Genomic DNA, 12782 nt, shown 5'->3' on the forward strand with positions numbered 1-12782 from the left:
CTGTGCGAGGCGCTGTCACGCGGGGATGCCTGTAGGGTCTGGTGCTCGTGGTGGAAAGTAGAAACCCGTCCCGACGTTCGGTCTACATCTGGGGCTTGATCACCGCCCTCGGCGTGATCGCGGGCTATGGCGCGGTGCTACTCGCCAACGTCCGGCACTTCTACACCGACGACACCGAATCGCAGTACGTGCCGCTGTGGGTGATGCTCGGAAACCGGCTGCGCGACGGCGATCTGCCGGTGATGGTTCCCGAGCACTGGATGGCGGGAAATTACGCCATCGAGGAAGCGGGCCTGCTGAATCCGCCGCAGCTGCTGATCGATCTGATCGCGCCCTCGGTGGACAACCTTGTGCTCTACGCGACCGTGGTGAAGCTGATCTTCGCGATCATCCTCGGGCTCGGTGTCTACCGTATCTGCCTGGTCTACGGCTCCCGCGTGCAGTGGGCGGCGCTGGCCGGTGTGTCGATCCCGTTCACGGGCTGGCTGCTGTTCTTCGACGAGGCCAGCTGGATGACGGCGTTCACCGGCACCGCGTGGATGGTGCACGCGTGGGCGTCCGGTGTGCGCTACGCGCGCGGAAACGGCGGCCCGATTCCCGTTTTCGTGTATCTGTACCTGGCGATTTCGGTGCAGTACATCTTCCCGGCGGTCGAGGCCGGGCTGATGATCGGCGCGGTCGCCATCGGTGAACTCGTCTACCAGCGGACCTGGCGACCGACGCTGCGGCTGCTGTTCGTCTCTGGCCTCGCCGCGCTGGCCGGGCTGGCCACCTACCTGCCGAGCATGCTGTCGGCGAAGGTCACCTGGCGCGGCACCGCCCAGATCAACAACGACCAGTTCCTCACCGTGCCGTGGTCGGAGTCGCTGAACGCGAGCCTGCCATCGACGCTGCCCGCGTTCACCTCGTGGTGGGGTTACGTGCAGCCGATGCCGGTGGTCTACATCGCCTGGTTCCTGATCCCGGCACTGGCGTTCGTCGACTGGAATCGGGCGCGCGGCGCCTGGCGCGAGCTCACCGGCATCGCGGTGTTCGCCCTCGCCGCCCTGATGTGGACCGCCGGTCCCGGCACGATCGGTCCGCTGCGCTGGCCCGCCCGGGTGCTGCCGATGGTCGCGCTCGGTCTGTTGCTGCTGGTCTGTGTGCTGCTCGGCCGGTTCGCGACCTTCAAGGACTGGCGGGCGCGAGGCATCGCGGCGGCTGTGCTGATCGGACTGCTGTGGATTCGGTCGTTCTCGGCCGACCCGCACAACTGGATCGCCCACGTGATCGCCGCGCTCGCGCTCGCGGCGCTCGGTGCGGCCGTGGTGTGGCTGGCGGTGCGGAAGAGCACGACCGCCGCGGTTGCCCTCGGGATCATCGCGGTGTTCCCCATCGCCTATATCCAGGTCGAACGCGCCCAGCCGACACCCATGAGCTGGAATCTGCCGAGCGACCGGGCGGCCGCCCGCGCCGCGTTCCCTGAGTTCGCGGGAACCACCTTGCAACTCGGTGACCGCGCGTTGATCCCGCCGGGGGAGCGCACCCTCGACGGCGCCTACGGTTCGCTGGTGTTCGGCAACTACGCCAAGGACATCGAACGCACCTACGTCAGCGGCTACACCCCGAACGGGCACTACTGGTTCGGCGACATGCTCTGCATGCGCTGGGACACCAGCGTCTGCCCCGACGCCTACCGGCGCGCGTTCGCCGTCGAGCCGTCGACCGGCAAGACCGTGGTCGACCTGATGAACGTCGACCGGGTCGTCCTGCACCGCGCCCTTTACCCGGACGCCGCCACCCAACCGGCCCCGACGGGCTGGAAGTGGGTCGACTACCCCGGTCACGAGAAGTACATCGCGGTGCTCGAACGCGAGGACGGGCTGATCTCCACCCGCAACGGCCGCATCTCCGCCGTCGAGAACGCGACCGCCGTCTCCACCTCCGAGAGCGACACCACCAGCAAGGTGCGGGTGAGTTCGGACAACGGTGGCCGCGTGGTGTTCGCGCGGCTCGGCTGGCCGGGCTACCGGGTGAGTCTCGACGGCAAGGACATCCCGTTCAAAGTGGTCGCCAAGAGCTTCGTCGCCGTCGACATCCCCGCCGGAAGCACCGATGCCGAACTCGAACTGACCTGGCGTCCGCCGGGCTGGAAGATCGGCGGCGCGGCGATCGCCCTCGGCCTGCTCGGGCTCGCGTTCTTCCAGTGGCTGTACGTGCGGGGGCGTGAACCCGAACAGGACGCACCCGCTGAGGAGTCCATCCCCGACGGCGACGCCGAGCTCGCGGACGCACTGCGATGACCACCGAGGCGGTCCCCGCCGACGGCGTGCTCGCCACGCCCGGTCCGCTGCTGCGGATCGTCAAACGGCAGGAGCTGGCCTTCGCGATCGTCGGCGGGTTCAACACCCTGCTGGGCATGGTGCTCGTCGTGTGCTGGTTGCGGGTACTCGGCGACGACCGCCCAGGCCTGTCCGTCGTCGCCGCGTACGCGGTGAGCACGGTGGTGGCGTTCGTCCTGCACCGGACCCTGGTGTTCCGGGTCAGCGGCAGGCTCCTGCGTGACTTCGTCGCCTTCTGTGGCGTGAACGCGGGTGGGCTCGTACTGAACGTGGTGTTCGCCGAACTCGCGGTGAAGGCGTTCGGGTTTCCGGCCGAACCGGCGGCGGTGTTGGTGATGGGTCTGGTCGCGGTGCTCAGTTTCTTCGGACACCGCTACATCTCGTTCCGGCGGGCGCGGTAGGTTAGGCACCATGGCGCACGAATCCACCATCGACGCAACCCTGCTCGGCCTGCTGGCCTGCCCCCAGGACAAGGGCCCGCTGCAGCTGGTGCGCACCGAAGCCGGTGCCAGCGTGCTCTACAACCCTCGCCTGCGCCGTGCTTACCCGATCGACAACGGCATCCCGGTGCTGCTGATCGACGAGGCCCGCGACGTCACCGACGCCGAGCACGAATTCTTCGTCGCCGAATCCTGAGCAGTCTGCCCGAGATCGATTGCTCAGGTCGTCGGACTCGCATCGATCTGCCCGGTCAGGTACCGCTGCATACTCGGCCCGACCGCCGCGACGACGGCGTCTAGTGGCATCGACGCGAGCGGCTCCACACAGATCACCTTGCGCGCGACGAAGACGCCAAGCATCTGGGCCACGGCCAGTGACACCCGGGCGTGACCGTCGTCGTCGGGGCGTGCGATCCGGGCCCGCACCCGCTCCAGCACCACCTTCAGGAAGAAGGTGCGGGCCAGGTCCGCGTCGCCGGTGAGCACGCTGCGCCCCATGGCGACAATGCCCGGACCGGCAGGCGAGTCCCACACCCCGATCACCGCGCGCACGATGGCCGAACCGAGCTCGTCCAGCGGCGCCGAATCGATGATGGACAGTACGGGTTCAGGGTCGACCGGGAATTCGACGACCGCCGCGAACAGCTGCTGCTTGGTGCCGAAATAATGGTGCACCAAGGCGGGGTCGACCTGCGCGTCGGCAGCCACCGCGCGAATCGAGGTCTTGTCGAACCCCGCTTCGGCGAAGCGTGCCCTGGCGGCGTCCAGAATCGCCGCCCGGGTGTCGACGTTGCCCGGGCGGCGTCCCGATCGTGTGCCGGGCGATCTCTTCGCGCTCATCCCTGACTCCTCCGCCCGCTGACGCGCGGACCCGCTCCGCGCCGCGCTCCTCACGGCGTGCGTCTACGCAAAGTCGCCGCCCCGAGACACAGTGCCACAACCGCGAACCCGGCGACGACGGCGATGTCACGCCACATCGCCGCGGTGGGTTCGGCATTGGCCGACACCTCCTGGAGCGCGTCGACCGCGTAGCTCAACGGCAGCACATCGCTGATCGCCGCCAACCAGCCGGGCAGCCGATCGCGCGGAACGAGCAAGCCGCACAGGAAGATCTGCGGCGCGACGATCACCGGCATGAACTGCACCGCCTGGAACTCGGTGCGGGCGAACGCGCTGGCGAGCAGGCCGAGCGCCACGCCGCAGACCGCGTCGACCACGGCGATCAGCATCACCCACCCTGGGTTGCCCGCTGCCTCCAGACCGAGCAACCAGAACGCGACGACGCATGCCACGGCGGCCTGCGCGGCGGCGGCCAGCGAGAACGCGGTGCCGTATCCGGCGAGCAGATCCAGTTTGCGCAGGGGAGTGGTGAGCAGTCGTTCGAGGGTGCCCGAGGTGCGTTCGCGCTGCATGGCGATGGCGGTGATCAGGAACATCACGATAAACGGCAGGATGCCGAGCATGGTGATCCCGACCCGGTCGAACAGGGTCAGCGGGGCGGGTGGTGCTCGAGGTGCGTCCTGGTAGATGAAGTACAGCAACGTCATCAGCACGGCTGGTACGACGAGGATCATGGCGACGGTGCGGTGGTCGTTGCGCAGCTGACGCAGAATTCGGCCGGTGGTCGCGGTGTAGGGAGTGCTCATGCCCGCGCCTCCTTCGTGATCAGGGTGAGGAAGGCGGCTTCCAGGTTCTGCTCGCCGGTGCGTGCACGCAGTTCGGCCGGGCTGAGCTGGGCGACCAGCTCGCCGTCGCGCATCAGCAACAACCGGTCGCAGTGTTCGGCCTCGTCCATCACGTGACTCGAGACGAGCAAGGTCGTTCCCGCCGCGGCCAGTTCGCGGAAGCGCTGCCACAGCTCCACCCGCAGCACCGGATCGAGGCCGACGGTCGGTTCGTCGAGGATCAGCAGCTCGGGCCTACCGACGAGCGCGCACGCCAAGGAGGCCCGCGTCTTCTGCCCACCGGAGAGTTGGTCACCCAGCTGGTCGGCGTGATCGGTCAAACCGACTGCGGCGAGGGCGGATTCGGTGTCGTCCCGGCCGCTCCCGTAGAGCGCGGCGTAATAGGCGACGTTGTCGCGGACGCTGATATCGGCGTAGATGCTCGGCGCCTGGGTGACATACCCGACCCGGTGTCGCAATCCGCCGCTCCCCGCGGCTTCGCCCAGGACGGTGACTGTGCCCGATTCCACCAGCTGGGTGCCGACGATGCTGCGCATCAGGGTGGTCTTGCCGCATCCGGACGGCCCGAGCAGCCCGGTGATGGTTCCCGGCTCGATCCGGAGATCCAGTCCGTGGAGCACGGTGCGTTTCCCTCGGCGGACGGTCAGTCCTACCACTTCCACGGCGGGTGATGATGCGGTGCGCGACATGGTCGCCTCAATTCATCAAGCGTTGAATTCACTACCTGATGAATTTAACTCCGCACCGGCGGCACGGCAAGGGTCAGTGCTCGTGACCCGGGAGTGTCGCGGCGGCCTGACCGGGCTCGACAACCACGAACTGGCCCATCATTCCCTGGTCCTCGTGCCACAGCAGGTGGCAGTGGTACATGTACGGCGTGTCCGGATCGGCGGGCCCGTCGAAACGCAGTACCAACCGCGCCGTCGTGTTCGGCGGCAGGAACACCGTGTCCTTGGCGCCGCTCAGTTCGGGCGGTGGCAGGCCGCCGTTGTACGCGGTGATCCGAAATCGCACGTCGTGAACGTGGAAGTTGTGAGGTTGACCGTCGACATTGACCACCACCCACGTCTCCGTAGCACCCCGGGTGACGACGGTGTCGATCCGGTCCATGGCCATCGCGTTCCCGTTGATCGCCATACCGGCGAGCTCGAACCGCCGTTCGGCCACCGAATCCTCGGGGTTCGGAAGAGTTTGCGCGGCAAGGTATTCCGGTACGCCCTCCGAGGTCCTCAGGGTCTCGGCCGCCCGCAACTCGAGCACGTCGAAACTGTCGTCACCACCGGAGAAGCGGTTTCCCCAGAAGTCCATGCCCACATCCAGCCGACCACTGCGCAGTACTGTGCGCTCACCCGGCCGCATCCGCACCACGATCTCGGCGCGTTCGCCAGGCGACAGCCGCACCCGATCCAGAGTCGCGGGCCGTTCGAGTAGCCCGCCGTCGGTGCCGACCAGCGCGAACGGGCGGATGTCGTCGAAGGCGAAGGTGTAGACCCGCGCGGTCGAGGCGTTGAGCAGTCGCAACCGGACGAGCTCGTCGCCCACCTCGTGATACGGGTTCAGGGTGCCGTTGACCATCGTCCGATCGCCGAGGAAGCCGGAATTGCGGAAGATCTCGTGCGCGCCGTCGAGCCGGTTGTCGCGTAACCGCACGTCCTGCACGATCACCGGCAGGTCGTCGACGCCGTAGGTGCTCGGCAGGGCGGGTGCGGGTCCGTCGTCGACGAGGAACATGCCCGCGAGTCCGCGTCGCACGTGGTCTTCGGTCTCACCGTGCGGATGTGGGTGGTACCAGAGGGTCGAAGCCGGTTGTGCCACTGTCCATTCCGGCGACCAGATGTCGCCCGGTTCGACCATCTGATGCGGCCCACCGTCCATCTCGGCGGGCAGGTGCATTCCGTGCCAGTGCACGGTCGACGCCTCGGGCAACGCGTTGCGGACCCGCACCCGGACCTTCTCGCCCCGGTTCGCGCGCAATGTCGGCCCGAGATAGCTGCCGTTGAATCCCCATGTCTCGGTGGCTCGACCGGCTTCGAATTCGGTTGTCCCCGCGCGCATATCGAGTGAGAAGACCCTGGTCCCGTCGGCGTCGATGCTGCTGTCGGCCAGGGGCGGAATGTGCAACGGACGCGTGAACTCTGTTGTGCCGACCGTCGATACGTCGGCCGACGACCACGTCCACGTCACCACGCTCGCGATCACTGTGACGAAAGCGACCGCGAGTGCGCAGATGCCGAGGACGATCCGACGGAGAGTTCGCATGCCACGACGCCAGGTCTGCCCAACCCGCCGTCACATCGGGAGCGTCACCCATTCGGACCCTGACTTCACACCCTGTGATGCAGATCACTTCAGCGGGTTGTCACGTTCGACGGCCCTGTCTTGTCCCATGCACGACCTCACCGAGAAGGAGCAGGACATGACCACCACCACGCACCGCATCGTCGTCCTCGGCGCCGGTTACACCGGCTTGCTCGCGGCCGTCCGCTTGGCCCGCCGCACCAGGAAGACGAACGTGCACATCACTCTGGTGAATCCGTCGGCCCGGTTCACCGAACGGCTCCGGATGCACCAGATCGCGGCCGGTCAGAAGTTGGCGCACCACGACATCCCGACGATCCTCGACGGCACCGGAATCCGCTTCGTCCAGGGGTTCGCCACCGCCATCGATCCGGCCGCGCGCCACGTGTACGTCGACGGATTCGGCGACATCACCTACGACGACATGATCTACGCACTCGGCAGCAGCACCGACACCTCCGTGGTCCCCGGCGTCGCCGACCACGCCTGGACCCTGAACGACCCCCGGCGCGCGCACGACTTCGCGCGCCGGGTGGCCGCCTGCCGCACCGTCACGGTGTGCGGCGGTGGTCTCACCGGGATCGAGGCAGCCGCCGAGATCGCCGAAAGCCACCCGGGCGTGCGCGTCACCCTCGTCAGCTCCGGCGAACTCGGCGCGATGATGGGCACCAGCGCCCGCGCCTATCTGAACACCGTGCTCGACCGCCTCGGTATCGTGCGGGAGATCGGTCAGCGGGTGACCGAGGTGACCGCCGATTCCGTCGTCCTCGCCGACGGCCGACGGATCGCCACCGATCTGACCCTGTGGACCAGCGGCGTACGCGTGTCACCCCTGGCCGCCGAGTCCGGGATCGAGACCGACGAACGCGGTCTGATTGTCGTCGGACCCACGCTGAAGTCGTTGTCGCACCCCACGATTCGTGCCATCGGTGACGCCGCCGCGATCCGTCAGCCGTGGGGCCGAATCCACGGCACCTGCCAGAGCGGCCTGCCGTCTGCCACCTATGCGGCCGACGCGCTCGCCACCGAACTGCGTGGAAAGACTGTGCGCCCCTTCCGTTTCGGCTACTTCCATCAGCCCGTCAGCCTCGGCCGCCGCGCCGCCGTCATCCAATTCACCCGCGCCGACGACACACCGGGCCGGTTCCACCTCACCGGCTGGGCCGCCCGGACCTACAAGGAATTGGTCAGCAGCAGCCCGGTGCCCGCGATGAAGGCGACCAAGCGGGTGCCGGTCGATGTGCAACTGTCCAAGGGCGGCGCGGCGACCCGCGCTCTCATCCGTCAAGGTTGAGCACATGCAGGAGCACGACCCCTTCGCCGACCATCGCAGGCTGCTGTTCGCCACCGCCTACCGCATGCTCGGCACTGTCACCGATGCCGAGGACGTCCTGCAGGACGCCTGGCTGAAGTGGCACGAGACCGACCGGTCGGCGGTGGCCAACCCCCGCGCCTACCTGGTCCGCACCGTCACCAATCTCGCACTCAACCGGCTCACCAGCGCTCGCGCCGTCCGCGAGAAGTACGTCGGCCCGTGGCTGCCCGAGCCGGTGCTCACCAGACCCGATATCGCCGAGGACACCGCATTGGCCGACACCGTCTCCACCGCCATGCTCGTCGTGCTGGAAACACTGACCCCGGTGGAACGGGCGGTCTTCCTGCTGCGCGAGGTGTTCGGCTACTCCCACGCCGAGATCGCCGAAACACTCGACCGCTCCGAGGCGGGCATCCGCCAGATCGCGCACCGCGCGAAGAGCCACGTCCGAGCACGACGTCCCCGCTTCGACGCCGACAAGGCCGCTCGCACCCGCGTCACCGAACAGTTCATGGCCGCCTGTTCCGGGGGCGACCTCAACGCCTTGATGAACCTGCTCGCCCCCGATGTGACCTGCTGGTCCGACGGTGGCGGCATCGTCACCGCCGCTCGCCGCCCCCTGCACGGCCCCGATCATGTCGCGCGCTGGATCCTCGGCGTGCTCGCCAAACCGTCGTCGACCGGCGCCGAACTCGCCGCCACCGACATCAACGGTGAACTCGGCGCACTGATCACCTTCGCGGGAACGCCGGGCGCCGCCTTCACCTTCGATCTGGTCGACGGCCGGATCCAGAACCTGCGCTTCCAGGTCAACCCGACCAAACTGGCGGGCCTGAACCAGGGCCGCGACCTGCTCGGCTGACGGGGTGTGGCGCCCGCGCGGATCGTTGCGGGTGAGAATGGGCGTTGTGTCTGCTCAGGAACTCGCTGTCGACCCGGCCGCCGCGGCGTGCCGGGTACTCGGATCGGTGTTGAGGTCGGGGCCGGTGGCGATGCGCATCGTGGAAGTCGAGGCCTACGGGAGCGACGCGACCGGCCCGTGGCCGGATCCGGCGGCGCACTCCTGGCCGGGACCGACCGCCCGCAACGCGGTGATGTTCGGCCCCGCCGGGCGGCTCTACGTGTACCGCTCGTACGGAATTCACCTGTGCGTCAACGTGACCGCGGGCTTCGACGGTGTCGCGTGCGCGGTGCTCGTCCGGGCCGGGGAAGTGGTCGAGGGGGCCGAGACCGCCCGGGAACGCAGGCCCGCCGCCCGCACCGACGCCGACCTCGCGCGAGGACCGGGCAATGTTGGCAGTTCGCTGGGAATCAGCCTGTCCGACTACGGAACCGAGCTGTTCGACCCGTTCTCGCAGGTGCGGCTCGAGCTGAAGCCCCCGGTGCCGGTCGACGAGATCGCCTCGGGTCCGCGCGTGGGGGTGAGCCTGGCCGCAGAGGTGCCCTGGCGCTTCTGGTTGCCCGGCTCGTCGGCCGTGTCGACCTACCGGCGCAGTCCACGCGCCACCAAACCCGCGATCTAGCAGGGATTTCGAAATCTTTTCGCCGACAGCGATGAGTTCTGTGTCGACAGTCCGTCCTATCAGTTGAACGCGCTACCCACCGAGCGCGACCGACCAGAAGGACGAGAAGATGACCACCGCCACGCTTTCCCCGAACGCCACCGTCCCCGCCACCCGCCCCGGCAAGATCCGCAACCGCGTCCTGTGGACCCTGCAGATCGTGCTCGGCCTGTTCTTCATCATCGCCTCGGGCGGCCCGAAGCTGGTGATCCCGCACATCCTCATGCAGAACCCGCCGGAGAACCTGACCATCCCGATGGGGTTGCTGATCTTCATCGGCGTCGCGGAGGTCGCGGGCGGAATCGGTCTGATGGTGCCGCGGGTCGCCGCGTCGGCCGCGGCCGGTCTGTCGGTGCTCACCGTGCTCGCCGCCGCCACCCAGGCCTTCCTCGCCGACCTGCCCAACATGGCGATCTTCCCGCTGGCGCTCGCCGCGATCTTCGCCTGGATCGCCTACGAGCGCCGCGCCACCCGCACCGCTGCGACGCGATGAGCCAAGGCCCGGCACGCTGACGATCACCGGACATCGAGTCCGGTGATCTCGGCGTGTTCGTGGCATGTCTCCCGCGACCGAACGGTGGGTTCGGTCGCGGGAGACAAAGTGTCGGCGCCGATCTCGTCTGTGAAGCCACTGTGGCGCGCGCCACGCAAGTGCGACGATCAGGGACCGGTTCGAGATCGCACCCCAGGAGCGCCCGTGTTCAGTTTTTCCAGCACCGACGGTACCGAGATCCATGTGCGCAGCTGGCTGCCGTCGGACACCGAACCGCAGGGCATCGTGCAGATCGCGCACGGCATGGGTGAGCACTCCGAGCGCTACGGCCATCTCGCCGAGCGGTTGTCCGCGCTCGGTTACGCCGTCTACGCCGACGACCATCGAGGCCACGGCCTGAGCATGGGTGAGGTTCCCGGCGAGCTCGGCCCCGACGGCTGGAACCTGCTCGTCGCCGACTTGGTCGCGCTCACCCAGATCCTGCGCGAGCGCCACCCCGGCCTGCCGGTGACCCTCTTCGGCCACAGCCTCGGATCCTTCGCCGTGCAGCAGTACATCCTCGACCACGCCGACCTCGTCGACGACATCGTGCTGTCCGGGTCGACCGCCGTCGACGGATTGTTCGCCGAGATCGCCGCCGCCAACGGTGACCTGACCGGCTTCTTCAACGCACGATTCCAACCCACCCGCACCGACGCCGACTGGATCAGCCGCGACGAAGCCCAGGTCGACGCCTACGTCGCCGATCCCTGGTGCGGTTTCGCGATCGACGCGGCGAACCTGGGCGAACTGGCCGCCGTCGCGACCACGCGGCTCGCGAAGCCGGAGGTGCGCACCGATCTGCCCGTCTACGTGATGGTCGGCGACCAGGACCCGCTCAACGCGGGCCTGCGGCTGAGTGACTTGCTGGTCCAGCGCTACCGCGACGCGGGCCTGACCGACATCACCTACCGCGTCTACCCCGGCGCCCGCCACGAGGTCCTCAACGAACTCGAGCGCGACGAGGTCGAAGCGGAGCTCGCCGCATGGATCGCCCGCGCCCGGGCATGAGGACATAACCGGGGTGCGCCCGGCAGACCGGATGCGCAAAGATAGATCCTCGTGACCGGCGACATCTTCGACGAACTGACCTGGCGCGGCCTGATCGCGCAGTCCACCGACCTCGACGAGTTGCGCGCAGCCGCTGCCGCGCAGCCGTTGACGCTGTATGCCGGCTTCGACCCCACCGCCGCCAGCCTGCACGCGGGCCACCTGGTCCCGTTGCTCGCGCTCAAGCGCTTCCAGCGCGCGGGCCACCGCCCGGTCGTGCTGGCGGGCGGCGCGACCGGCCTCATCGGTGACCCGCGCGACGTCGGCGAGCGCACCATGAACTCCACCGACACCGTCGCCGAATGGGCGCAGCGCATCCGCGGCCAGCTCGAGCGTTTCGTCGATCTCGACGATTCGCCGACCGGCGCGGTGATCGCGAACAACATGGACTGGACCGGACCGCTGTCGACCGTCGACTTCCTGCGCGATATCGGCAAACACTTCTCGGTGAACGTCATGCTCGCCCGCGACACCGTCAAGCGGCGGCTCGAAGGCGACGGCATCTCCTACACCGAGTTCAGCTACATGCTGCTGCAGGCCAACGACTACCTGCAGCTGCGGCGCGAATACGGCTGCACACTGCAGGTCGGTGGGTCCGATCAGTGGGGCAACATCATCGCGGGCGTCGAACTGAACCGGCGCGTCGACGGCGCGCACGTGCACGCGCTCACCGTCCCCCTGGTGACCTCGGCCGACGGCAAGAAGTTCGGCAAGTCGACCGGCGGCGGCAGCCTCTGGCTCGACCCCGAACTCACCAGCCCCTACGCCTGGTACCAGTACTTCGTGAACACCGCCGACGCCGATGTCGTCCGGTACCTGCGCTGGTTCACCTTCCTGAGCCGCGAAGAACTCGACGAACTGGAACTGGCCACCGCCGAACGTCCCTTCGCCCGCGAAGCCCAGAAGCGGCTGGCCGCCGAGATGACGAATCTGGTGCACGGCGAAGCCGAGACCCGCGCGGTCGAACTGGCGAGTCAGGCCCTCTTCGGTCGCGGTGACCTGCGCGAGCTGCCCGAGTCGACCCTCGGTGCGGCGCTGCGTGAGACCGCGATCGACGGCAAGGTCGCCGAGGTCGCCCCGGGCGAGCCCAACACAATCGTCGACCTGCTGGTGGCCTCCGGGCTGTGCGAGAGCAGGGGAGCGGCTCGGCGCGCGGTGAACGAGGGCGGCGCGTCGGTGAACAACGAGCGCGTAGCCGATATCGACTGGACCCCGTCGGACTCCGACTACCTGCACGGTCAGTGGCTGGTGCTGCGTCGCGGAAAGAAGAACATGGCAGGCGTGCGTCGGATAGCCTGATCCGCACGCGGAGGCCTGAATCACATTCGTGTGATTCAGGCCGGTTCCGCAGCGCCCGGCGAGGCACTGACCTGCGGGGATCCGCTGGTATCCAGGCGATTTGACGTTGCGTTATCCGGCGCGTAACTTAGTGGAAGTCAGAGCGACACGGACGCAAGAGCCGGAGAGCGCCTGGCAAGCCAAGATCAAGTGACCAGGGTAACGATTGACATCGCCTGGGAGCATGGTTAGGCTGGAACAGTTGCCCAACGGAAGATCCGAAGAGATTCGGTGATCTGCT

General features: G+C 68.0%; 13 protein-coding genes. 9 read left to right on the top strand and 4 right to left on the bottom strand.

What is annotated here, in order from left to right:
• Window positions 1–50 precede the first annotated feature (50 nt).
• Genes NC7_RS25940 through NC7_RS25950 form a run of 3 tightly spaced genes read left to right on the top strand, consistent with a single transcriptional unit; the run spans window position 51 to window position 2957 of the window.
• A complete protein-coding gene (locus NC7_RS25940) occupies window positions 51–2282 on the top strand; it encodes a hypothetical protein (RefSeq protein WP_067987878.1) in 2232 nt (743 codons plus the stop codon).
• Complete coding sequence (locus NC7_RS25945) at window positions 2279–2722, top strand: GtrA family protein (RefSeq protein WP_067987823.1); 444 nt, start codon at window positions 2279–2281, stop codon at window positions 2720–2722. The genes NC7_RS25940 and NC7_RS25945 overlap by 4 nt, the downstream gene beginning before the upstream one ends.
• Before the next feature lie 10 nt (window positions 2723–2732).
• Complete coding sequence (locus tag NC7_RS25950) at window positions 2733–2957, top strand: Trm112 family protein (RefSeq protein WP_067987826.1); 225 nt, start codon at window positions 2733–2735, stop codon at window positions 2955–2957.
• A 23-nt stretch (window positions 2958–2980) separates the two neighbouring features.
• On the opposite strand, the gene NC7_RS25955 is transcribed toward NC7_RS25950, so the two are convergent.
• The 4 genes from NC7_RS25955 to NC7_RS25970 form a co-directional block, all read right to left on the bottom strand.
• Entirely contained in the window at window positions 2981–3601 is a 621-nt protein-coding gene (locus tag NC7_RS25955) for a TetR/AcrR family transcriptional regulator (protein ID WP_067987829.1), read from the bottom strand.
• A gap of 50 nt (window positions 3602–3651) precedes the next feature.
• The gene (locus NC7_RS25960) at window positions 3652–4407 is read right to left on the bottom strand and encodes an ABC transporter permease (RefSeq protein WP_067987832.1); all 756 of its coding nucleotides are present in this window, start codon (window positions 4405–4407) and stop codon (window positions 3652–3654) included.
• Entirely contained in the window at window positions 4404–5135 is a 732-nt protein-coding gene (locus tag NC7_RS25965) for an ABC transporter ATP-binding protein (RefSeq protein WP_067987835.1), read from the bottom strand. The genes NC7_RS25960 and NC7_RS25965 overlap by 4 nt, the downstream gene beginning before the upstream one ends.
• A gap of 73 nt (window positions 5136–5208) precedes the next feature.
• Window positions 5209–6705 (bottom strand): multicopper oxidase family protein, encoded by a 1497-nt coding sequence (locus NC7_RS25970; protein WP_067987837.1) that lies wholly within the window; start codon window positions 6703–6705, stop codon window positions 5209–5211.
• Between the two features lie 157 nt (window positions 6706–6862).
• Here NC7_RS25970 and NC7_RS25975 point away from each other — a divergent pair, with 157 nt between their 5' ends.
• The 6 genes from NC7_RS25975 (at window position 6863) to tyrS (ending at window position 12502) form a co-directional block, all read left to right on the top strand.
• The gene (locus NC7_RS25975) at window positions 6863–8038 is read left to right on the top strand and encodes an NAD(P)/FAD-dependent oxidoreductase (protein ID WP_067987880.1); all 1176 of its coding nucleotides are present in this window, start codon (window positions 6863–6865) and stop codon (window positions 8036–8038) included.
• A gap of 4 nt (window positions 8039–8042) precedes the next feature.
• Window positions 8043–8921 (top strand): RNA polymerase sigma-70 factor, encoded by an 879-nt coding sequence (locus NC7_RS25980; protein WP_067987839.1) that lies wholly within the window; start codon window positions 8043–8045, stop codon window positions 8919–8921.
• Between the two features lie 37 nt (window positions 8922–8958).
• Complete coding sequence (locus NC7_RS25985; RefSeq protein ID WP_084458790.1) at window positions 8959–9582, top strand: DNA-3-methyladenine glycosylase; 624 nt, start codon at window positions 8959–8961, stop codon at window positions 9580–9582.
• A 109-nt stretch (window positions 9583–9691) separates the two neighbouring features.
• Window positions 9692–10114, top strand: coding sequence for a DoxX family protein (locus NC7_RS25990; protein ID WP_067987845.1), 423 nt, complete (start codon window positions 9692–9694; stop codon window positions 10112–10114).
• A 204-nt stretch (window positions 10115–10318) separates the two neighbouring features.
• On the top strand, window positions 10319–11164 hold the full coding sequence (locus NC7_RS25995; RefSeq protein WP_067987848.1) for an alpha/beta hydrolase: 846 nt from the start codon (window positions 10319–10321) through the stop codon (window positions 11162–11164).
• A 51-nt stretch (window positions 11165–11215) separates the two neighbouring features.
• A complete protein-coding gene (gene tyrS, locus NC7_RS26000; protein WP_067987851.1) occupies window positions 11216–12502 on the top strand; it encodes a tyrosine--tRNA ligase in 1287 nt (428 codons plus the stop codon).
• Window positions 12503–12782: the final 280 nt, after the last annotated feature.

The sequence above is a fragment of the Nocardia caishijiensis NBRC 108228 genome (genome assembly GCF_001612825.1).
Lineage (GTDB): Bacteria > Actinomycetota > Actinomycetes > Mycobacteriales > Mycobacteriaceae > Nocardia > Nocardia caishijiensis.